General features: G+C 60.4%; 22 protein-coding genes. 10 read left to right on the top strand and 12 right to left on the bottom strand.

What is annotated here, in order from left to right:
* Nucleotides 1-90 precede the first annotated feature (90 nt).
* From ACX0MV_RS07030 to ACX0MV_RS07040, 3 genes are read left to right on the top strand one after another with little or no spacing between them, the layout of a single operon-like run.
* Nucleotides 91-1218, top strand: a complete 1128-nt coding sequence (locus ACX0MV_RS07030) for a Gfo/Idh/MocA family protein (RefSeq protein WP_458982329.1) — start codon at nt 91-93, stop codon at nt 1216-1218.
* A 34-nt stretch (nt 1219-1252) separates the two neighbouring features.
* Nucleotides 1253-2311 (top strand): sugar phosphate isomerase/epimerase family protein, encoded by a 1059-nt coding sequence (locus ACX0MV_RS07035; protein ID WP_458982330.1) that lies wholly within the window; start codon nt 1253-1255, stop codon nt 2309-2311.
* Nucleotides 2312-2341: 30 nt separating this feature from the next.
* Complete coding sequence (locus ACX0MV_RS07040; RefSeq protein ID WP_458981796.1) at nt 2342-3580, top strand: nucleoside permease; 1239 nt, start codon at nt 2342-2344, stop codon at nt 3578-3580.
* Between the two features lie 75 nt (nt 3581-3655).
* On the opposite strand, the gene ACX0MV_RS07045 is transcribed toward ACX0MV_RS07040, so the two are convergent.
* From ACX0MV_RS07045 to ACX0MV_RS07060, 4 genes are all read right to left on the bottom strand, one after another.
* Nucleotides 3656-4846 carry an MFS transporter gene (locus tag ACX0MV_RS07045; protein WP_458981797.1) on the bottom strand — a complete coding sequence of 397 codons (1191 nt, stop codon included), beginning with the start codon at nt 4844-4846 and terminating at the stop codon, nt 3656-3658.
* Between the two features lie 89 nt (nt 4847-4935).
* Nucleotides 4936-5877, bottom strand: a complete 942-nt coding sequence (locus ACX0MV_RS07050) for a LysR family transcriptional regulator (RefSeq protein WP_458982331.1) — start codon at nt 5875-5877, stop codon at nt 4936-4938.
* A 63-nt stretch (nt 5878-5940) separates the two neighbouring features.
* Nucleotides 5941-6288, bottom strand: coding sequence for an MmcQ/YjbR family DNA-binding protein (locus ACX0MV_RS07055; protein ID WP_458981798.1), 348 nt, complete (start codon nt 6286-6288; stop codon nt 5941-5943).
* A 5-nt stretch (nt 6289-6293) separates the two neighbouring features.
* Nucleotides 6294-6572, bottom strand: coding sequence for a peptidylprolyl isomerase (locus ACX0MV_RS07060; protein WP_458981799.1), 279 nt, complete (start codon nt 6570-6572; stop codon nt 6294-6296).
* Between the two features lie 147 nt (nt 6573-6719).
* Here ACX0MV_RS07060 and ACX0MV_RS07065 point away from each other — a divergent pair, with 147 nt between their 5' ends.
* On the top strand, nt 6720-7934 hold the full coding sequence (locus ACX0MV_RS07065; RefSeq protein WP_458981800.1) for a PilT/PilU family type 4a pilus ATPase: 1215 nt from the start codon (nt 6720-6722) through the stop codon (nt 7932-7934).
* 15 nt (nt 7935-7949) lie between these two features.
* Here ACX0MV_RS07065 and ACX0MV_RS07070 read toward each other — a convergent pair whose 3' ends face one another.
* The gene (locus ACX0MV_RS07070) at nt 7950-8357 is read right to left on the bottom strand and encodes a bleomycin resistance protein (RefSeq protein ID WP_458981801.1); all 408 of its coding nucleotides are present in this window, start codon (nt 8355-8357) and stop codon (nt 7950-7952) included.
* Nucleotides 8358-8384: 27 nt separating this feature from the next.
* On the bottom strand, nt 8385-8858 hold the full coding sequence (locus ACX0MV_RS07075; RefSeq protein ID WP_458981802.1) for an OsmC family protein: 474 nt from the start codon (nt 8856-8858) through the stop codon (nt 8385-8387).
* 136 nt (nt 8859-8994) lie between these two features.
* Here ACX0MV_RS07075 and ACX0MV_RS07080 point away from each other — a divergent pair, with 136 nt between their 5' ends.
* Both ACX0MV_RS07080 and ACX0MV_RS07085 read left to right on the top strand, forming a co-directional pair.
* Nucleotides 8995-9924 (top strand): ZIP family metal transporter, encoded by a 930-nt coding sequence (locus ACX0MV_RS07080; protein ID WP_458981803.1) that lies wholly within the window; start codon nt 8995-8997, stop codon nt 9922-9924.
* 91 nt (nt 9925-10015) lie between these two features.
* A complete protein-coding gene (locus tag ACX0MV_RS07085) occupies nt 10016-10453 on the top strand; it encodes a hotdog fold domain-containing protein (RefSeq protein ID WP_458981804.1) in 438 nt (145 codons plus the stop codon).
* A gap of 18 nt (nt 10454-10471) precedes the next feature.
* Here ACX0MV_RS07085 and ACX0MV_RS07090 read toward each other — a convergent pair whose 3' ends face one another.
* The 3 genes from ACX0MV_RS07090 to ACX0MV_RS07100 form a co-directional block, all read right to left on the bottom strand.
* Nucleotides 10472-11509: an RNA methyltransferase gene (locus ACX0MV_RS07090; protein ID WP_458981805.1), complete on the bottom strand. Its 1038-nt coding sequence runs from the start codon at nt 11507-11509 to the stop codon at nt 10472-10474.
* A gap of 78 nt (nt 11510-11587) precedes the next feature.
* Nucleotides 11588-12196 carry a hypothetical protein gene (locus ACX0MV_RS07095; protein ID WP_458981806.1) on the bottom strand — a complete coding sequence of 203 codons (609 nt, stop codon included), beginning with the start codon at nt 12194-12196 and terminating at the stop codon, nt 11588-11590.
* A 17-nt stretch (nt 12197-12213) separates the two neighbouring features.
* Nucleotides 12214-12687, bottom strand: a complete 474-nt coding sequence (locus ACX0MV_RS07100; RefSeq protein WP_458981807.1) for a hypothetical protein — start codon at nt 12685-12687, stop codon at nt 12214-12216.
* Nucleotides 12688-12833: 146 nt separating this feature from the next.
* Between ACX0MV_RS07100 and ACX0MV_RS07105 the strand changes: the two genes are divergently transcribed.
* Nucleotides 12834-13136, top strand: a complete 303-nt coding sequence (locus ACX0MV_RS07105; protein WP_411185349.1) for a DUF1883 domain-containing protein — start codon at nt 12834-12836, stop codon at nt 13134-13136.
* 286 nt (nt 13137-13422) lie between these two features.
* Here the strand turns inward: ACX0MV_RS07105 and ACX0MV_RS07110 are convergent, their stop codons facing one another.
* Both ACX0MV_RS07110 and metH read right to left on the bottom strand, forming a co-directional pair.
* On the bottom strand, nt 13423-14076 hold the full coding sequence (locus ACX0MV_RS07110) for a potassium channel family protein (protein ID WP_458981808.1): 654 nt from the start codon (nt 14074-14076) through the stop codon (nt 13423-13425).
* Between the two features lie 75 nt (nt 14077-14151).
* The gene (gene metH, locus ACX0MV_RS07115) at nt 14152-17868 is read right to left on the bottom strand and encodes a methionine synthase (protein WP_458981809.1); all 3717 of its coding nucleotides are present in this window, start codon (nt 17866-17868) and stop codon (nt 14152-14154) included.
* 216 nt (nt 17869-18084) lie between these two features.
* Here metH and nfuA point away from each other — a divergent pair, with 216 nt between their 5' ends.
* From nfuA to ACX0MV_RS07130, 3 genes are all read left to right on the top strand, one after another.
* Nucleotides 18085-18669 carry a Fe-S biogenesis protein NfuA gene (nfuA, locus tag ACX0MV_RS07120; RefSeq protein WP_275962763.1) on the top strand — a complete coding sequence of 195 codons (585 nt, stop codon included), beginning with the start codon at nt 18085-18087 and terminating at the stop codon, nt 18667-18669.
* 332 nt (nt 18670-19001) lie between these two features.
* Nucleotides 19002-20000, top strand: coding sequence for a response regulator (locus tag ACX0MV_RS07125; RefSeq protein ID WP_458982332.1), 999 nt, complete (start codon nt 19002-19004; stop codon nt 19998-20000).
* Nucleotides 20001-20002: 2 nt separating this feature from the next.
* A complete protein-coding gene (locus ACX0MV_RS07130) occupies nt 20003-20965 on the top strand; it encodes a sensor domain-containing diguanylate cyclase (protein ID WP_458981810.1) in 963 nt (320 codons plus the stop codon).
* Here ACX0MV_RS07130 and ACX0MV_RS07135 read toward each other — a convergent pair.
* The gene (locus ACX0MV_RS07135; protein WP_458982333.1) at nt 20962-22146 is read right to left on the bottom strand and encodes an MFS transporter; all 1185 of its coding nucleotides are present in this window, start codon (nt 22144-22146) and stop codon (nt 20962-20964) included. The genes ACX0MV_RS07130 and ACX0MV_RS07135 overlap by 4 nt on opposite strands.
* Nucleotides 22147-22153: the final 7 nt, after the last annotated feature.

The following is a 22153-nucleotide window of genomic DNA, read 5'->3' on the forward strand; positions in this document are numbered from 1 at the left end:
GCTCAATGTAACCGGTTACATACGCTTATGTTCAAGGTTTAGCAGCGAAGAATTGGAGCATTTTTTATGGCGTCACCCCGTAAAGTCCGCATGGCGATGGTCGGTGGCGGCGAAGGTGCGTTTATTGGTCAGGTGCATCGCCAGGCCGCAGGTCTGGACGGACAGATCGAGCTGGTGTGCGGCGCCTTCAGCCGCGACCGGGAAAACAATCGCCGCACCTCTGACGCACTGGGATTGCCGGCGGACCGCTGTTACGACTCCTGGCAAAGCCTGCTGGATGAAGAGCGCAAGTTATCGGCGGATGAGCGCGCGGAATTCATTGCCATCGTCACGCCCAACCATCTCCACGCGCCGATCGCCGAGGCTGCGTTGCAGGCGGGTTTTCATGTGTTTTCGGAAAAGCCGGCCGCGCTATCGCTTGAAGAGGTTCGGCGTCTAGCGCAGACGCTGGCAGGTAGTGACCGGCTGTATGGCCTGGCACATACCTACCTCGGCTACCCGATGATCTGGCAAGCGAGAGAGCTGGTCAGTTCCGGCGCGCTGGGGCGATTGCGCAAGATCTTTGTCGAATACTCACAAGGCTGGCTCAGCGAGGATCAGGCCGCCCAGGGCAACAAGCAGGCAGGCTGGCGTGGCGAGCCGCAGCAGGCCGGGCCGAGTGGCTGTATGGCAGACATCGGTACCCACGCATTCGGCCTCGCCGAGTTTGTAAGCGGCCAGCGCATTCAACGCGTTTGCGCAAGTCTCGGGACGCATGTGGATGGTCGGCGGCTGGACGATGACGGCGCCATGTTGTTTGAAACAGCAGAGGGTGCAACCGGCGTCTTGTTGGCCAGTCAGGTTTGCGCAGGCGAGGAGAACGCATTGAGCATCCGCATCTATGGCGAAAAGGGCGGGCTCGAATGGCGTCAGGAAGAACCCAATAGCCTGATTCACCGATCGCTTGGCGAACCGATGCGCGTGCTGCGCGCGGGCGCTGGTCAAACCTGGTTGTGTAGCGAGGCCCGTCGGCGCCTGCGCCTGCCCGCCGGCCACCCCGAGGGGTATTTAGAGGCAATGGCCAATCTCTACCGCGAGTTCGCTGGGGCGATTCGTGGGTCAGGCAACCACGGTTATCCAGGTATCGAAGCCGGCCTTCGTGGCATGGCATTTATCGAGGCGGTGATCGCCAGCCATCACAGCGACAGCAAGTGGACGCCATTGGCGGACATTGGCTAGGAGAAATCCCATGCAGCAAACATCCACCGGCAACATGCGCGGGCCAGGCATCTTCCTTGCGCAGTTTCTGTCTGCCGAAGCACCGTTCAATAACCTCACCAATATCGCCCAATGGGCTGCTTCGCTGGGCTATCGCGGCTTGCAGCTACCGACCCTGAATACCCAGTGCCTGGATCTGCGTCTGGCGGCGCAAAGCCAGACCTACTGCGACGAGCTCAAGGGGCTCTGCGCCGAGGCCGGCGTCGAGATAAGCGAGCTGTCGACGCACCTGCAAGGCCAGCTCGTTGCGGTGCACCCAGCGTTCGACGCGCTGTTCGACGACTTCGCGCCGGTCGAGTTGCGTGGCAAACCCAAGGCGCGCACCGAATGGGCGATTGATCAGTTGAAGCTCGCCGCACGTGCCAGTCAGCGGCTCGGGCTGCAGGCCCATGCGACGTTTTCCGGTGCGCTGCTCTGGCCTTATATGTATCCGTGGCCGCAGCGCCCGCACGGGCTGGTGGACGAGGGGTTCAAAGAGCTGGCGAGGCGCTGGCGACCGATTCTCGATGCGTTCGATGACGCAGGCGTCGACCTCTGCTACGAGATCCATCCTGGCGAGGACCTGCACGACGGCGCCACCTTCGAACGCTTCCTCGACGCCGTTGGCGGCCATCCGCGGGCGAAGATTCTTTACGACCCCAGCCATCTGCTCCTGCAGCAGATGGATTACCTCGGTTTCATTGATCGCTACCACGCGCGCATCGGCATGTTTCACGTCAAGGATGCCGAGTTCCGCCCGGATGCCCGTTCCGGGGTGTATGGCGGCTACCAGAGCTGGATCGACCGTCCCGGGCGTTTCCGCTCGCTCGGTGACGGGCAGATCGACTTCAGGCAGATATTCAGCAAGCTCACCCAATACGGTTACCGGGGCTGGGCGGTGCTGGAGTGGGAGTGCTGCCTGAAGGATGCCGCGCAAGGCGCCGAAGAGGGCGCGCGTTTTATCCAGGAACACCTGATCGACCGCGTCACCCGAGCCTTCGACGACTTCGCCGGCATTGCAGCAAGCGACGCGCGCAACCGCCAACTGCTGGGTCTGGATGACGCTTCCCATTGACCTGATGTGCACTAAAACAAGGACAAGATAATGAGCACTCTGAATGCACGGCTGAGCCTGATGATGTTTCTCCAGTTCTTTATCTGGGGCGGATGGTTCGTCACCCTCGGCACCTTTCTCGGCAGCACATTGGGCGCCAGCGGCGGGCAGATCGGCATGGCCTTCGCTACGCAATCCTGGGGCGCGATTCTGGCGCCTTTCATCATCGGGCTGATCGCCGACCGCTACTTCAACGCCGAGCGCATCCTCGCCATTCTCCATCTGGCTGGCGCCGTGCTGCTGTACCTGTTGTATCGCAGCGAGGACTTCAGCACCTTTTACCCTTACGTGCTGGTTTACATGATTCTCTACATGCCGACCCTGGCACTGGTGAACTCGGTGGCTTTTCGGCAGATGCGCGATCCGGCGCTCGAATTCTCGCGGATCCGGGTGTGGGGCACGGTGGGCTGGATTATCGCCGGTCTGGTGATCAGCTTCGTGTTTGCCTGGGACTCGCAGAAGGCCATTGCGGCCGGTGCGCTGCGCAACACCTTTTTGATGTGCGCGATTGCGTCCTTGCTACTTGGCCTGTACAGCTTCAGCCTGCCAGGCACGCCGCCGCTGGCCAGGAGCGGTCAGCGAAACGGGCTTAGCCAGGTGCTGGGGCTCGATGCGCTGAAGTTGCTGAAGGACCGCAGCTTCGCGATCTTCTTCGCCTCTTCGGTGCTGATCTGCATTCCACTGGCGTTCTATTACCAGAACGCCAACCCCTTTCTCGCCGAGATCGGCGTCGCCAACCCCACCGGCAAAATGACCCTCGGGCAGATATCCGAGGTGCTGTTCATGCTGTTGCTGCCATTGTTCATCCAGCGTTTCGGGATCAAGAAAACGCTGCTGCTGGGCATGCTGGCCTGGGCGCTGCGCTACGCGCTGTTCGCTTACGGTAACAGTGGCGACCTCATGTTCATGCTGATCACCGGCATTGCGTTGCACGGCATCTGCTACGACTTCTTCTTCGTTTCAGGGCAGATCTACACCGATGCCAAAGCGGGGGAGCACTTCAAGAGTTCGGCGCAGGGGCTGATTACGCTGGCCACCTACGGGGTTGGCATGTTGGTCGGCTTCTGGGTGGCTGGGCGGATTACCGACCACTTTTCAACGAGTGCCGGTCACGACTGGCAAGGCATCTGGCTGTTTCCCGCAGTGTTCTCGCTGGGGGTGCTGCTGGTATTTCTGTTCGCTTTCCGCGAGCGGCGCGAGGTCAAGTTGCCTTCGGCCAAATATTCCTGAGATTGGCAAAGCGCTGCTGGTGGACCGCTGTTTGCCAATGATGTCAAGTGCTCGCAGGTCGCACTTGTCACGACGTCACCTGCGGGCTGCCAGGCGGTTCACCAGCGGCATCACCAGCAACGCAAGACCCGCAACGGCCGCCGCTACATAGCCAACGCTGGCTATGCCGGCGGTTTGGATGGTCAAACCGCCGATGATCGCGCCGATACCTATACCGGCGTTGGCCGCCGAAACGTTGGTCGTCCCGGCAAGGGCTTGGGAATGGCTCACCGAGTTCATGACTCGCACCTGGCAGATCGGATACAGCGCTGTATTGGCAATGCCCCACAGTGCGAGCGCGATACAGACGAGTAGACCTGAACTCGCTAACGGTGTGACGGCAGCCATGCCCGCCGCCAGCAGCACCACAAACAGGGCCGTGGCCTTGAGGGGCGAGCGGTCCACTGCTTTGCCGCCAATCCAGTTGCCAACCAGGCCTATGGCGCCGAAGCCCATCATCCACCAACCCACATGCGCGGGGGCCACGCCGGCGATGCGCTCCAGCATATCGGCCAGGTAGGTGTAGGCAACGAACATGGCGCTGAAGATGATGATCGACAGCGCGACGTTGGCCAGAAACAGCGGCTCTTTGAAAATGCGCGCTTGCTTGAGGAAGTCGACCCGAGCGCTGCGAGCGATTGTGGGCATGTAGAGCGCGATGGCAATCGCCATCACCAGTGACAGGCCCGCCAGCAGCCAGAACGCTCCCCGCCAGCCGATGCCGTTGGCAGCCAGTGTGCCAAGGGGGATACCCAGCAGGAGCGCGGCAGTGATACCCAGATAGACCCGGGCAATCGCCTGGCCGCTCTTTGCCGGGCCGGCCAGCTGGGCTGCCGTTTCACTGGCGGTGCCCCAGAAGACAGGCAGCATCAGCGCCGGGATAAAACGCGCGATGGCCAGTACCCAGATGTTTGACGACAGCGCCGCCAGGCCATTGGCGAAGGCGAACACCAGCAGGATCGCGATAAACAGCTTCTTCCTGTCCAGGTGGGCGAGGGCGGCGGTCAGCGGTGGGCCAAAGAGCATGACAGTGAAGGCAAACAGCGTGACCAGCTGACCGGCTGCGGCAATCGAAATGCCAAGGTCTCGGGCCAGGGCCGGCAGCAGGCCGATAATCAGGAATTCTGTAGTCACGATCAGAAAGGCCGAGATGGCCAGGATGGTGATGCTCAGCGTGGAGCTACCAGCAGTGGAAACCAGTGGCCGGGGTAATTCGATAGCACTCATGACGCCGCTCTTTAGCAAGGAAGGCGTCATGGTATTGGTTCTTTCTATTCCTATTTCTGGCGTTTTTTCTGGCTATTGCTGAGCTGAATTCACTTATCTGTTTGCGTAGGCAAACTGTGGCCTGCGGGAACTAGGCAGGCCGCGAGCGCTTCCAGCAGGACGCTGACCTTGGGCAGCGCCTCGCGTTTCTTCAGCCAGACCAGGTTCATCGGCAGGCCATCGGTGGCGAGCTGAGGCAGCACTTCGACCAGTGCTCCGCTATCCAGATGCCCCTGCACCAGCCAGGTGGGCAGTTGCGCGATGCCATAACCCGCCAGGACAGCCAGTACTTCTCCTTCGCCATCGCCGACAGCGATTCGCGCCGGCATGATTCGCCGCTTCTTGTCGCCAGGCTCAGGGCCTTCCCGATACCAGGGGCTGACTTGTCCATCGCTATGGCCGTAGAGCACGCAGTCATGTTGCTCAAGCTCCACTTCGTTTGCCGGCGTACCCCGCCTGGACAGGTACTCGGGCGCAGCGCAGTAGATCAGGCGCTCGGCGCCCAGGTAGCGGTGGCCCAGGGTAGCCGGCCAAATATCCGAACCGCCGATGCGCACCAGAATGTCGATGCCCTGATCAGCGGGGTCGACAAAGCTATCGGTAAAGGAGATATGCGGCATCAGCAGCGGGTGCTGCTTGGCCAGCTGCAGAATCACCGGTAGCACGTGCATACGGCCGTAGGAGGCCGGCAGATCGATACGAATCCGCCCGCGAGGCTCGAAGAGCTCGGCATGCAGTGACAGCTCCGATTCTTCCAGGTCGTCGAGCACTCGCGTGCAGGTTCGGTAGAAGGCCGTGCCCGCATCCGTCAACACCAGCCTGCGCGTGGTGCGTTCGAAAAGGCGTATGCCCAGGCGGGTTTCCAGGCGCGCAATGCCTTTGCTCACCGCCGAGCTGGTGAGGCTCAGGCGTTCGGCCGCCGCGGCAAAGCTGCCGAGTTCGGCGACGCATACGAATACATCGATGCCTTTCAAACGCTCAGAGGAGAACACGGCATGGCCTTGAATAACTGTGTGAGTCACAAAATAACGAGTCTTGTTGATCCTGAATGCTGCTTAGAGCAACAGGCCGAGTTTCAGCCGTTTAGGCAGTTTGGCAACTACCAGTTGATGGGAGCGCGTCAGCAACTCTTGCAGCTCGTCATCGCCCAGCGGGTAGGGCGCCGCCATGCTGACCCAGCGCGCACGTGCCAGATAGGGCGCCGGGCGGATGCCGGGGCGGTCGCAGTAACCGAGAAACAGATCGGCATCGACTTTGAAGGCCAGGCCGTTCTGGGTACTCAGATGGAACAGGGCAAACATTTTGCTCTCGGCCACGGAAAATACCCGCACGCCACCCCATTTTATGTCCTCGCGGGCCCCAGGCAGGCTCAGGCAGAACGCAGCAACTTGGTCAGGCGTCACGGTGCTTACTCGCGGTAGAAGACTTGCACCAGATGATAGCCAAACGTGCTCTTCACCGGGCCGTGTACTTCGCGTACCGGCTTATTGAAGATGACCTGGTCTATAGCCCGGACCATCTGTCCTGGGCGCACTTCCCCTAAATCACCGCCACGTTTACCGGACGGGCAGGTCGAATACTTGCGAGCCAGTACATCGAAGGCTTCGCCTGCAGCGATACGCTGTTTCAACGCAGCCGCTTGCGCTTCGGTCTTGACCAGAATGTGGCGGGCCATCGCCTTTGCCATGACAGGTTCCTCACTGTGATCGAGGCGCTATTGTGCCGCGAATGCATCGCCAACAGAATGGCGTCAGTTTTTCGTTGGATCGGTAAGCGGAAGCAATACCGATCTTGACCTAACGTATTAACTCCAACTTGAACGGATCGGCTGCCCATGGACCTTCCCGCAATGCTGAAAATACTGTCCAGCCAGGACGGTTCAGATCTCTACCTGTCTACCGGCGCGCCGCCTTGTGCCAAGTTCAACGGCGTGCTCAAGGCCATCAGCGGCGAACCTTTGAAAGCCGGGGAAGTGGCCGACATTGCCGCCTCGGTAATGGACAGTGCTCAGCGTGACGAATTCGAGCGCGAACTGGAGATGAATCTGGCGATTTCGCTGCCGGGAGTCGGTCGTTTTCGGATCAATATTTTCAAACAGCGCAACGAGGTGTCTATCGTGGCGCGCAACATCAAGCTCGACATTCCCAAGTTCGAGGACCTGAAGCTGCCTGAGGTGCTGCTCAAGACCGTCATGGAAAAGCGCGGCCTGGTGCTTTTCGTAGGCGGCACCGGGTCGGGGAAGTCCACCTCGCTGGCCGCGCTGATCGATTACCGCAACCGTAACAGCGGCGGACATATCATCACCATCGAAGACCCGGTCGAGTACGTGCACCGGCACAAGAAGTCGATCATCAACCAGCGTGAGGTCGGCGTGGATACCCGCAGCTTCCATGCTGCGCTGAAAAACACCCTGCGCCAGGCGCCTGACGTGATCCTGATCGGCGAAATCCGCGACCGCGAAACCATGGAGCACGCCTTGGCCTTCGCCGATACCGGTCACTTGGCGATCTCGACGCTGCACGCCAACAACGCCAATCAAGCACTGGATCGCATCATCAATTTCTTTCCGGAAGACCGCCGCCCGCAACTGCTCAATGACCTGGGCAACAACCTCAAGGCGTTCGTTTCCCAGCGCCTGGTGAAAACCGTCGACGGCAAGCGTCGCGCCGCGGTGGAAGTCTTGCTAGGCACGCCCACCATTCGCGACCTGATCAAGCGCAGCGATTTCGGCGATATCAAGGAGATCATGGAGAAGTCGAAAAACCTGGGGATGCAGACGTTCGACCAGGCGCTGATCGATCTGGTCAACGAAGGCGTCATCGACGAAGAGGAGGCGGTGAAAAACGCCGACTCGGCCAACAACGTGCGTCTGAAGCTCAAGCTCTATCGCGAAACGCCACCTGCTGCCACACCGGTAGCGGCGACTCCGGCGGCGCCAGCACCGGTTCCGCTGAAGCCGGCCGAAGCCGCCGACTGGGGGTTGGAGCTCAAGCTGGAAGATCTCGAAGAGGACACACCACCAGAGGACCCTGGGCGCACCGGGATCTGACCGCAGGGCGCTGCGTCACGCCACGGCGCGTTCGCCGATGTATTCATAGAAGCGGAACAAGTAGCCGTCGGGGTCGGCAACGAAGAACTCGCGCTGGCCGTATTCGATGTCGTCGGCTCGGTACCAGGCCTCGGTAACCGGCGCCTGCAGTTCAATCGAGGCCGCCATCAGTCGCTCAAGCACGCCGGTGATCGCCGCGACCTCGACCTGAAAGTGCAGGCCGCTGCCGGCGCGACTGAGCGCCTGGTGTTGCGACGCATCCGCCTGCAGCAGCATGACTTGAGCGCCATCGAGGTCGAAGTAACCGAAATTGTCTTCGGCACGCTCGAAGTGCAACTTAAAGCCAAACAGGTTCTGGTAGAAGTCCTTGGAGCGTGGGTAGTTCGCCACCAGCAGTTCCGGGACCAGTTTGTTCCATTCCATGGGCAGTTTCCTTTTTGAGCGCAACGATCAGTCGTGCGGCAGCACCGGCTCGCAGCGCAGGGTGGTTTTGACCGAGTTGGCGATAAAACATTCCTCGTGCGCCAGGTGATGCAGCGCGCGCAGCTGTCGCTCATCTGGGCGGCGGGTGCCGCCGAAGCGGACCCGCGGGCGTAACAGCACCTCCGTCATGGCCAGGCGACCTTCGTCGTTGCGGGCCATGGTGCCAAGGGCATGGTCGACATACTCATCTACCTGGAATCCCTGTTTCGCCGCCAGTGACAGAAACCACAGCATGTGACAGCTCGACAGGGACGCGACAAAGGCTTCCTCCGGGTCGACCGCTTCAGCGTCGGACCAAGGCAGCGGCACCACATGGGGCGAAGAGGAGGCGGGTATCTCCACACCGCCGTCGAAGCGCCAGCGGTGCGCGCGGCTATAGCGGTTGGCGAGAAAATCCTGCTCGCCGCGCTGCCAGAGAATTTCAGCAGAATGTTGCGCCATGGTGGTGGTCTCTAACAGGGGGTAGCAAGGGTAATCATGGCCGAGAAGCCATGGATCCTGATCGCCCCTATAGCTTGTTCCAACATGCAGCTCATTGGATAGTCTGCGCCACCGCCAACCTGCGAAGCGACACTCTATGGATACGTTACAGAACCACTACGCGACTTTTCGCAGCGCCTGGGTTGCCCAGGCGCGCGCCAATCCGGTCATCGCATCGGGGCTGGGCATTGCCGTACTGGCGATCCTTGCGCTGTTGATCGGCAGCGCCATCAATGCCTTTGAAGGGCAGACGTCGGAGCGCCTGCGGTACGCCTTCTACGGCGGCAGCGCAGGCTTTGCCGCGACCGCGCTGGGCGCGCTGCTGGCGTTTGGTCTGGGCAACATCAGCGTACGCACCCAGGACAGCATGCTCGGCTTTGCGGCAGGGATGATGCTCGCCGCGAGTTCCTTTTCGCTGATTCTGCCTGGCCTGGCAGCAGCCGAAACGATCGTGAACAGCAGTTTTCTTGCCGCTGCAACAGTGGTGCTGGGACTGGGACTCGGTGTGTTGCTGATGCTGGGGCTGGACAAATTCACCCCGCACGAGCACGAAAGCACCGGGCCCTGTGGCCCGGATTACGAGCGCTTCAACCGGGTCTGGCTGTTTGTCTTCGCCATCGCCTTGCACAACCTGCCCGAAGGCATGGCGATTGGCGTCAGCTTTGCGGGGGGCGACCTGAATGTCGGCATTCCCTTGACGACCGCGATCGCCATTCAGGATATCCCCGAGGGCCTGGCGGTTGCACTGGCGTTGCGCACCACCGGTTTGTCTGCGCTGTCCGCCGCGCTTGTTGCGGTGGCGAGCGGGCTGATGGAGCCAATTGGCGCGCTGGTGGGATTGGGCATCTCCAGCGGGTATGCGATCGCTTATCCGGTGAGCATGGGGCTGGCGGCCGGCGCGATGATCTTCGTCGTTTCCCACGAAATCATCCCCGAAACCCATCGACATGGTCATCAGACCTCAGCCACCGTCGGCTTGATGGGTGGCTTCGCGGTGATGATGTTCCTCGACACGGCCCTGGGTTGATCTGTTTATAGAAATATATTCTAGAAAATACTTCTGAGGTGTTTCATACTGGCTCGGCGCGCAAAACCATTCCAGCCAGTAGGAAAATCCGATGAGCCAAACCTTGCAGCTATACAAATCCGTGGGCGCAAAGCAGTTCAGCGCCATGATCCGTCAGGTCGCCCCGTACTTCGCCAGCATCGATCCGCTGTTTGTCGAGTTGCGTGCGGGCTACGCGGAGGTCACTTTCGCCAAGCGCCATGAGGTGCTCAACCACATCGGCACCGTGCATGCCATCGCTCTGTGCAACGCGGCCGAGCTGGCTGCCGGCACCATGACCGACGCGTCTATCCCTAAGGGATGTCGCTGGATTCCGAAAGGCATGAGCGTGGAATATCTGGCCAAGGCCGATGGCGATGTTCGCGCGGTTGCCGATGGCAGCGCAGTGGACTGGGCAAGCCTCGGTGACGTCAAGGTGCCGGTGATGGCGTATGTTGGCGACAAGCCGGTGTTTCGCGCTGAAATCAATATGTACGTCAGCCAGGCCTGATCGCGGTGTTTGTGCTGGTCAGGACGGCGATGGCGCTTTTCGGTTGTTGAGCAGGTGGGCCGCCCTGGCCCGCAACTGCCCACAACCGCCGTCGATATCCTGACCGGCGGAATTGCGCACCTTGGTCAGCAAGCCGCGGCTGTGCAGGTAACGCACGATCTGCACGATACGGTCGCCATCAGGCCGCTGGTATTCATCGGCTTCCATGCTGTTGTAGGGGATCAGGTTCAACAGCGCGTACTTGCCTTTGAGCAACCGCAGGATGGCGTCCATTTCTTCCTGACTGTCGTTGATGCCCTTGAGCAGCGTCCATTGATACTGGATCGGGTAATCGATGAGGCGGGCATAGCGCTCGCCCAGCTCGACCAGCTCTTCGGGATCGATCCGAGGCGCACGTGGCAGCAACTGCTGACGCAGGTCGGCATTGGTGGTGTGCAGCGAAAGGGCCAGTGCCGGCTTGATCTGCTGGTGCGGAAGACGCTCGAACACCCGCGGATCGCCAACGGTGGAAAACACCAGATTACGCTGGCCAATGCCGCCGTCAGTGCCAAGCAGGTTGATCGCGTCCAGCACGTTATCCAGGTTATGCGCCGGTTCACCCATCCCCATGAATACCACTTTCTTTACCGGCCGGAAGCGTCGCGCCAGTACCACCTGAGCGACGATTTCCGCGGTGCTCAACTGGCGCAGCAGGCCGCTTTTGCCGGTCATGCAGAATACACAGCCTACTGCGCAGCCGACCTGGCTAGAAACGCACAGACCGTCGCGCGGCAGCAGCACGCTTTCCACCATCTGCTGGTCAGCCAGTTGTACCAGCAAGCGCGCCGAGCCGTCAGCCGCAGGGTGCTCGGAACTGAGACGGGCGAGGGCGTCGAGCTCTGCCGTCAATTGCGGCAGCGCCTGCCGCACGGCAAGCGGCAGAAAGTTCTCGGTCTTCTGATTGCGTGTGCCGGTATCGAGGGGCAGGCCGCGAAGCCAGAAACGGCTGATCCGCCCGATATGCATAGGCTTGGCGCCGAGATCGGCTAGGCGTTGGTGAAAGTCGTGAATATGCATGGGGCGCGCATGCTATCACTGTGAGCGGGGGCGGCGTAGTGGGTGGCTCGGTGGCTCTACGCCCGCCGAGCGGGCGAATTACTGTGCTTGTACGCGGATGGCAAGCGCCGAGCTCAGACGAATCACTACCTGGCGATTGAGGTAGTCGGTTTCGAGTTGGACGTCCGGACGTACCTTGACGACCCTGCGGGTGCCATCGAGGAACTCGAGCGTGGCGGTATGTAGGGTGGTATCGATGGCTTTCACCACTGCGATGACCTCGACGCTGTCGGCAACCACCATGCCCGGTTTGGCGCCGACAGGCGTTGCGACTAGCACGCCGGTGCGGCTGGCCGTGCCGGCTGCCCCGGCCTCTCGCAGATACACCACCTGTTCGAGAACGACGGTAGCATTGACCCGGTCGCCCACTTTCAATTGCGGGAAGTTGATCATTTCAGGACTGGCTTTGAAGCTGTGCTGATTGCTCAGCGCATCTTCCAGGGTAACGCTGTTGGTGGCGTAGTTGATGGCGCTGACGACGGCGTTGATCTCTTCAACTTGGGTTGCCACGCCACCGGGGATGCCTTCCTGGGTGACTTGAACGGAGCGCGCGTCGCTGGTTAGCGCTTTGTTCTGCTCCTGAGTGCTGCAGGCGGTGAGCAGTGCAAAACTGAACACCAGAAGCCCCAGACTTTTGATTGTGCGCATGCCGGTTTTCCTAAGGGTTATTGTGGCTTGGTATGGCGAATCTCGTAGACCGCGTCTTCGTTGCACATCGGGGTCAGGTGGATGCTGTAGCGGGGCTCGGGTTGGCCGAGCATCATTTCATCCAATTGATACTGCACATTCAGCTTCAGGTATGCGATTTGCGCCGGTCTGAGCGTGAGCGATTGCTCGATATCACGCGGCTCCCATTTGGCTCCCGGAGTTAGGCCGGTTATGCGCACGCTGTGTTTGCCCGGTGCCAGTTCGACATGCTGGTGGCTGTTGAATTTCAGCGTGCCAATGCTCTGACCATCGATGAAAACTTCCGGGTAGTTGTAGCGCAGTGGCTGCATTAGGCCGGGATTGCTCGCTTCCGGGCGATACAGATAGAGCATCGAACGTTGCGGGCTGGACGGTTGTACTGCCTCAAAATAGCTGGGCGAGCTGCAACCGGTGATAAACAGGGGTAACAGCAGCAGTTCGCGCAGGTGCATGGGGCATCCTTGTCCGGGCATGGTTGATAGAGAGGGTATCGCCGCTAAGGTACTACCGACCAACTAAGGTTAGCTGGCAATCCTTCAGCTTGCCTGGGCGTGGCTGTGCTATGGTCGCGCCCCGGAAAAATGTGTGGGGACACACTATGAAATTCATACACCAGCGCGAGCACCTCAACGAAGACGACGTGGTTGTCATCGAATGCTCGCAGACCTGCAATATCCGCCTGATGAGCGATGCGAACTTCCGCAGCTTCAAGAATGGCGGCCGGCACACCTATCACGGTGGTGCGTTCGACACCTTTCCGGCGAAGATCACCGTCCCCAGCAGCGGTTTCTGGAATATCACCATCGACACGGTCAGCCGCAAGGCTATCAGCGTGACGCGCAAGCCGACGCTCAAGCACTCGATCAAGATCATCCGCAAGTCGACCTCGCGCCTGAGTTGAGTGCGCCACGCCACGCCACGCTAGGCGTTGCGAGTTGTGATTGCCCTGGCGAACTGGTCCTTGCCGCGGTTCTGGTCTACAGATCACACTTGAGTGATCGGCGCCATGCGCCGTATAGCTGGCGGGCGCGCGCAGGAAAACCGTTAGCCATCCGACAGATCCTCGTGCGGGACTCGCTTTTTCGGCTACCCGCAGTTGCTCAAAGTCAAGACCGGCGACGGTGGCAACGTGCACCACAAGCATAAAAGTCCGCTTCTGCAGGCTTCTTTCGTCCTGAACCAAGGGTTCAGCGTTTGCTGACTGACAGGGCAATCAGGCGCGATACCACCAGCGCCAGGTACATGACCCCGGCGAACTCCTCGATCATTACCAGGGAGCGGGCCATGGGCGTGACAGGTAGGATATCGCCCAGGCCGACCCCAGAAAGGGTGGTGAAACTCAAGAACAGCAGTTCCATCCAGGTGCGCGCCGCCTGCGGTTCGATCATTGCCACGAAGCTGCCAGGCAGTAGCAACTGACAAACACTGAAGAGATAGGCAAAGGCCCAGGCCAGCAGGGTGAAGGTCGCACCGGCCGCGTACAACTCATCGGTGGTGGCGTGCTGGTCGGCCGTCATGTAGGCAATCAGGCTGGCCGCCGCATAAAAGTAGAACGCCGCTTCCACCATAGCGATCAGCCATTCCAGCATGGGGGTGGGGCGCAGCATATCGATTGCGGACAACGTCAGTACCAGCAGGGCCAGTAACATGGCTACCCAGCTCTGTACCGGACTGCGCTTGACCACATGCAACGCAAGGCCAAGCACCACCAGACCGAATGCACCGAACAGCGCCCTGCCGAGTGGTGTGCCCTCCATCCAGGGATAGAGCAACACCCCCAGCAACTGCACAAACAGCAGGCCGGCGGAGGGATGGCGTGTGATATAGGTGATGGGCGACATGCAGTCCTTGTTTATCAGTGGCTGTCTGTTTTTAACAAAAAAGCCCGCGTCTGCGGGCTTTTATCTGTCGAAGCCTTAGTTGTCATACCCCAGATTAGGCGCCAGCCAGCGTTCGCTGACGTTGAGATCCTGTTTCTTGCGCGCGGTGTAGCTTTCTACCTGATCCTTGTCGATCTTGCCGACGGCGAAGTACTGCGCCTGTGGGTGGGCGAAGTACCAGCCGGACACGGCTGCCGCCGGGAACATGGCGTAGTGCTCGGTGAGAAACACACCGCTGGCACCCGTCTTGTTGAAATCGGCCGCTGGGTCGAGCAGGGTGAACAGGGTCTTCTTCTCGGTGTGATCCGGGCACGCTGGGTAGCCGGGAGCGGGGCGGATGCCTTTGTAGGCTTCCTTGATCAGCTCATCGTTGGAAAGTTGCTCTTCCGGGTCATAACCCCAGTAGTTGGTGCGCACTTCGCGGTGCAGCCATTCGGCGCAGGCTTCGGCCAGGCGGTCGGCCAGGGCCTTGACCATGATCGAGTTGTAGTCGTCACCAGCGTCCTGATAGGCCTTGGCCACTTCCTCAGCGCCGATGCCGGCGGTGGTGATAAAGCCGCCGACGTAATCGGTAATGCCGCTGTCTTTTGGCGCGACGAAGTCGGCCAGGGAGTAGTTCGGCTTGCCGTCAGGCTTGATGGTCTGCTGGCGCAGGTGGTGCAGGGTGGCCAGCTTCTCGCCGTTGTCGGCGTAGACGTCCAGATCGTCATCGTTCACCTGGTTGGCTGGCCAGAAGCCGAAGACGGCGCGGGCACTGATCAGCTTCTCGTCGATCAGCTTGTTCAGCATTTCCTGGGCGTCGGCATGCAGCGCGGTGGCGGCTTCGCCCACTACCTCGTCGGTGAGGATGCGCGGGAACTTGCCGGCCAGGTCCCAGGAGATAAAGAACGGCGTCCAGTCGATATATTCGGCCAGCACCTTGAGGTCGATATTTTCCAGCACCTTGACGCCGGTAAAGCTCGGCACGGTCGGCTGATACGTCGCCCAGTCGAATTTAGGCTTGTTGGCGACCGAGGCGGCGTAGCTTAAGCGTTCGGTGCGGGCGCTGCGGTTGGCGGTACGTTCGCGCACTTCGATGTAGTCGAGGCGGGTGCGCTCGACAAAGTCGGCCTTGAGTTCCTTAGACAACAGCTGAGTGGCCACACCCACAGCGCGCGAGGCGTCGGTGACGTAGACCACTGCGTCGTTCTGGTACTTGGGCTCGATCTTCACCGCGGTGTGGGCTTTCGAGGTGGTCGCGCCGCCGATCATCAGCGGCAAGCTAAAGCCCTGGCGCTGCATCTCGCGGGCGACATGCACCATCTCGTCGAGCGACGGTGTGATCAGGCCGGACAGGCCGATGATGTCGCACTTCTCGGCGATCGCGGTTTGCAGAATCTTCTCCGCCGGCACCATCACGCCCAGATCGACGATGTCGTAGCCGTTACAGCCCAGCACCACACCGACGATATTCTTGCCGATATCGTGCACGTCGCCTTTTACAGTGGCCATCAGGATCTTGCCCTTGGCTTCCGGCTTGTCGCCTTTTTCCAGCTCGATAAAGGGGATCAGGTGGCCGACCGCCTGCTTCATCACTCGGGCGGATTTCACCACTTGCGGAAGGAACATCTTGCCGGCGCCGAACAGGTCGCCGACCACGTTCATCCCGGCCATCAGCGGCCCTTCGATGACTTCGATAGGCCGCGCGCATTGCTGACGGCATTCCTCGGTGTCTTCGATGATATGGCTGGTGATGCCCTTGACCAGCGCGTGCTTGAGGCGGTCGACCACGTTCCAGGTGCGCCACTCTTCGGTTTCGACTTCCTTGACGCTGCCGTCGCCCTTGTAGTTGTCGGCAATCGCCAGCAGCGCTTCGGTGGCGCCTTCGTGGCGGTTGAGCACCACGTCTTCCACCGCATCGCGCAGCTCTTTGGGAATCTCGTCGTAGATTTCCAGCTGACCGGCGTTGACGATGCCCATGGTCAGGCCGTTCTGGATCGCGTAGTAGAGGAACACCGAGTGAATGGCTTCACGCACCGGGTTGTTGCCACGGAAGGAGAACGACACGTTGGACACGCCGCCGCTCGACAGGGCGTGAGGCAGGTGGTCGCGGATATAGGCGCAGGCCTCGATAAAGTCGACGGCGTAGTTGTTGTGTTCCTCGATGCCGGTGGCCACGGCAAAGATGTTCGGGTCGAAGATGATGTCTTCCGGCGGGAAGCCCACTTCATTGACCAGAATGTCGTAGCTGCGCTGGCAGATCTCGCGCTTGCGCGCGGCGGTATCGGCCTGGCCAGCTTCGTCGAAGGCCATTACCACCACGGCGGCGCCGTAGCGCTTGCACAGTTTGGCGTGGTGCTTGAACTGCTCGACGCCTTCCTTCATCGAGATCGAGTTGACGATGCCCTTGCCCTGGATGCACTTCAGGCCGGCTTCGATCACTTCCCATTTGGAGGAGTCGATCATGATCGGCACGCGAGAGATATCCGGCTCGCCGGCGATCAGATTCAAGAAGGTAACCATGGCCTTCTGCGAATCGAGCATGCCCTCGTCCATGTTGATGTCGATCACCTGGGCGCCGGCTTCCACCTGCTGCAGGGCGACTTCGAGGGCTTCGGTGTAGTTGTCCTCGCGGATCAGCCGGGCGAACTTGGCCGACCCGGTGATATTGGTGCGCTCGCCGACGTTGATAAACAGCGAGTTGCGGTCGATGGTGAAGGGTTCCAGACCCGACAGGCGGCAGGCTTTGGGGATATCCGGTATGGCGCGCGGCGGGTATTTGCTCACCGCTTCGGCAATCGCCTGGATATGCGCAGGCGTGGTGCCGCAGCAGCCGCCGACGATGTTCAAAAAGCCCGAGGCGGCGAATTCTTCAACCACCACGGCCATTTCCGCCGGGGTTTCGTCGTATTCGCCGAAGGCATTCGGCAGGCCGGCGTTGGGGTGAGCGGAGACGTTGGTTTCCGCCTTGGCTGCCAGCTCTTCCAGGTACGGGCGCAGGTCCTTGGCGCCGAGGGCGCAGTTCAGCCCCACGGAGATCGGGTTAGCGTGGCGCACCGAGTTCCAGAAGGCTTCGGTGGTCTGCCCCGACAGGGTGCGGCCGGAGGCGTCGGTGATGGTGCCGGAGATCATGATTGGCAGCTCGAAACCTTGCTGCTCAAAGACTTCCTGCACGGCAAAGATCGCCGCCTTGGCGTTCAGCGTGTCGAAGATGGTTTCGATCAGGATCATGTCCGCGCCGCCTTCGATCAGGCCGCGGGTGGCTTCCACATAGTTTTCCACCAGCTCGTCGAAGGTGACGTTGCGGTAGCCGGGGTTGTTTACGTCCGGGGAGATCGAGCAGGTGCGGCTGGTAGGGCCGAGCACGCCTGCAACAAAGCGCGGGCGATCTGGGGTTTCCAGGGTCTTGGCATCGGCCACTTGACGGGCCAGGCGTGCGCCTTCGACGTTCAGCTCATACACCAGGCTTTCCATGCCGTAGTCGGCCTGGGAGACCTGGGTCGCGTTAAAGGTGTTGGTTTCGAGGATGTCCGCGCCGGCATCCAGGTAGGCCTTCTCAATCGCGCCGATCACGTCCGGGCGGCTAAGGATCAGCAGGTCGTTGTTGCCTTTTACATCCTGCGGCCAGTCGGCGAAGCGCGCGCCGCGGTAGTCCTCTTCTTCCAGCTTGTAGCTCTGGATCATGGTGCCCATGCCGCCATCGAGGATCAGGATGCGTTCCTTGAGGGCTTGCTGAAGTGCTTGGAGACGGGCGCTGCGATCGGACAGGGACATGGACGCGATTACCTGGGAGAAGCCAATACAAGAGGGCGCGATAATAACAAAGCTGCAAGCTTTTGCAGCGACCGGAGGGTTTGCATGAATTTCGCTCACGTTGAGCGCAATGCAATGTTCTTATTTCGATTCCAACCCTTTTCCGACTAAAACACTAGGACTTTTCCGTCTTGGCGGACTGGCGTACACTGCCGGCATGTTTTGCGAGGAGTTGCCATGAGCACTATCACCATTACCGATGCCGCCCACGATTACCTGGCTGATCTGCTGAGCAAGCAGAGTACCCCCGGCATTGGCATCCGCGTCTTTATCACCCAGCCTGGCACCCAGTACGCGGAAACCTGCATCGCCTACTGCAAGCCCGGCGAGCAAAAAGCCGAAGACACCGCGTTGGGGTTGGCCAGCTTTACTGCCTGGATCGACGCGGTCAGCGAGCCATTCCTGGAAGACGCGGTGGTCGATTACGCCACCGACCGGATGGGCGGCCAGCTGACCATCAAGGCACCGAACGCCAAGGTGCCGATGGTCAATGAAGACAGTCCGATCAACGAGCGCATCAGCTATTACCTGCAAACCGAGATCAACCCCGGGCTGGCCAGCCATGGTGGTGAAGTCAGCCTGATCGACGTGGTCGAAGACGGTATCGCGGTATTGAAGTTCGGCGGCGGTTGCCAGGGCTGTGGTCAGGTGGACCTGACGCTCAAGGAAGGCATCGAGAAAACCTTGCTTGAACGCATTCCCGAACTCAAGGGCGTGCGCGATGTGACCGATCACAGCATCAAGGAAAATGCCTACTACTAAGCAACAGGCGTATTAAACAAGGCACCCTCGGGTGCCTTTTTTTATGGCTGGCAATGATCAGCACGCCTGTCGCTTATCTGGTTCGAGATAGAACATGCAGATAAACGTTGATTAAAAACATAGTGTTGAAGATCAGTGGCTAGACTCAGTCTAGGAGTGAGTCGGCGATAGCCGATGGCCTTGCCTTCAGGGGTAGTATTTTTTCGCAGTATTTCCGGGCGCGCGTGGTCGAAGTTCAATCGGCGCTCGCCCGCCTGAGTTTTGCTGCGATCAAACCGTGAAGCCCTAACCGCTGGCCGTACAGCGTGAAAAAACAACAAGACGTGGTGCCAATGACCGTCATTTCTCTGCTTATCTGTGACGACTCGAACATGGCGCGCAAGCAGTTGCTGCGCGCGCTGCCCGCCGACTGGCCGGTTTCGGTGGCGCAGGCCGCCAATGGCTCTGAGGCGATGGATATCCTGCGCCAGGGCTCGATCGACGTGATGCTGCTTGATCTGACCATGCCGGAAATGGACGGCTATCAGGTGCTGGCTGCAATCAGGGCTGAAGGCCTGGTGTGCAAGGTCATCGTGGTCTCTGGTGATGTACAGGCGCAGGCAATTGAACGGGTGATGGGGCTTGGCGCGATGGCGTTCGTGCAGAAGCCGGCAGATCCCGATCAATTGAAGAACACCCTCGACGAGTTGGGCTTGCTACAGGGTAGTGCGGCCAAGGCTGTCGCCCGTTCCCAGGCTGAAAACGCGCCCATCAGCTTTACCGATGCGTTTCGCGAGGTGATCAACGTCTCCATGGGCCGCGCGGCGGCGTTGCTGGCGCGCGTGCTGGGGGTCTTTGTGCAGCTGCCGGTACCGAACGTGAACGTATTCGAGGTCGGCGAATTGCACATGGCCTTGGCGGATGTCCAGCGTGGCAGCGGGCTCACTGCGGTATGTCAGGGCTTTATCGGCGGCGGAATAGCCGGCGAGGCGCTGCTGATCTTCCATGACTCGGAAGTGGGCGACATGGCCAAGCTCATGCACTGGTTCTCCCATGATTATTCCGAAATTGAAATGCTGCTGGACCTGTCCACGGTGCTCATCGGTGCATGCCTGAGCGGCATTGCCGGCCAGGTAGACGTCAATTTCTCCCAGAGTCATCCCACTGTGCTGGGCGAACACAGCTCGATCGAAGAGCTAATCTGCCTCAATCAGTCGCGCTGGAAAAGCACCCTCGCCGTGGAGGTCAGCTACAGCATCGAAGGGCATGTCATTCATTTCGATCTGCTGTTGCTGTTCACCGAGGATTCGGTAGAGCTGCTTACCAAAAAACTTGATTACCTGATGAACTGACCATGAGCAATAGCCTTGATTTGACTGAATTCCACTGGCTGCTGGCGATCGTGCAGAGCATCGACGTCGGCGTGGTCGTCCTGGACCGCGAATACCGCGTTGAAGTCTGGAACACCTTTATGGAGAACCGCTCCGGCCGCCAGCCTGGCGAAGTCCACCAGCAATCGTTTTTCAGCATTTTTCCGGAAGTCGAGCAGGAATGGTTTCGCCACAAGGTAGAAAGCGTCGTCACCCTGGGCACTCCGGCGTTTACCATCTGGGAGCAGCGGCCGTATCTGGTGCGATTCAAGAACTACCAGCCGATCACCGGGCAGGAGGAGTTCATGTACCAGAACACCACCATCCTGCCGCTGCGCTCGACCAACGGAAAGGTCGAACATATGTGCCTGATCATCTACGACGTCACCAACGTGGCGACCAACAAGCAGCAACTGCAGACGCTCAACCAGCAGCTTAAGCACCTGTCTCGCACGGATCGCCTGACGGGGCTGAACAACCGCGGCTACTGGGAGGAATGCCTGCAGCATGAATACGCCAGGCACCGACGTTATCAGAGCATGGCAGCCTTGGTGATGTTCGATATCGACCACTTCAAGAAGGTCAACGACACCTTTGGTCACCCGGCCGGTGACAAGGTGATTCAGGTCGTGGCCGAGGTGGTTCGCGAGCAGATTCGCGATACCGATTACGCCGGGCGTTATGGCGGCGAGGAATTCGTGATTCTGCTGCCGGACATCGACAGCTCGGGCGCGATGCTGTTTGCCGAACGCCTGCGCGCGCGCATCGAGTCGCTGCTGGTGACCTACGAGGGGCAGAGCATCCCGTTTACCATCAGCCTCGGCGTTGCCGACCTGAGCCACCAGACCGATGAACACAAGCAGCTCATCGAGCGCGCCGATCAGGCGCTGTACCTGTCCAAGCAGGGCGGTCGTAACCGCGTGACCTGCTACCAGGGCCCGAGCTAGGACGTCTGGTTCGGCTCACGGGCAGCCGCCTTGCCGCGTAGGGGCAGCAGCATCAGCAGGGCAACTGCCACCATCGGCAGAATGACAACGTTGACCGCGCCCCAGCCCACCGAACTGATCAGCGCCCCGGACGCGAATGATGCGCTTGCCGCGACCGTGCCGTTGCTGAGCTCCATCAAACCCTGCGCATTGCCCCGTTCGGCGCTGCGGTGTGCAGCGGAGAGCAGGGTGGTACCGGCGATCAACATCAGGTTCCAGCCCAGGCCGAGGAAAAAGGAACTCGCCAGAAAATGCCCCTGGCCTAGGCCGCTCAAGGCGATGCAAGCGCTGACCAACAGAATCAGACCTCCCAGCACCGCAACTCGCCCACCACCAAACCTGTCGACCATGGGGCCCGCCACAAATGCAGGCAGGAACATGCCGAGCATGTGCCACTGGATGACTCGAGAGCCGTCGGCCAGCGAGAAACCACACCCCTGCATCGCCAATGGCGTGGCGTTCATCACCAGAATCATCAGGCCATGGCCGATGGCCGTAGTCGCAATAGCGGCACGGATTGCCGGGCGCCCCAGCAATTCGCGCATCGCCGCGAAGCTGCCTCCGTTGGGCGCAGGCACGCTGCCTTCGCGCAATTGCGCCATCAGCGGCACCGCCGCGGCGGCAAGGGTTGCAATGGCCAGGTAAGCACCGACAAACGGCGTACTCACAGCGTTTTGCGACCAGAGCGTGAGGCTCGGGGCGAGCAGGGCGGCAACCACGCCGCCGCCGATCACATAGGCAGTCGCCCGTCCCTGTTGCTCGGCAGGCACCGCCTCAAGCGCGGCAAAGCGGTAATACATCGCCGATGCCTGGTAGGCACCCAGTGGCAGCGCCCCCAGGCAGAACAGGCTGAAGTCGCCCAGCCACACCCCCAACGCGCTGATCAGACCTCCGGCGATACCGCAGCCGGCGCCCAGCACCAGCCCCGGCCGACGGCCATGGCGCTGCATGAACATCGACAAGGGCTGTACCGAAAGGAGATTGCCCAGGACCAGCAAGGCCAGTGGCAAGGTTGCCAGGATGTTCAGCGGGGCCAGTTGCAACCCCACCAAGGAGGTAAGGGTGATGCCGATCATGTTGCAGCTCCAGTACAGAGCCTGGCCGATGAACAGACGCAACACGGTGGTATTGGTGAGCAGCAACATGAGG

The organism is Pseudomonas cistanchae, from assembly GCF_054483635.1.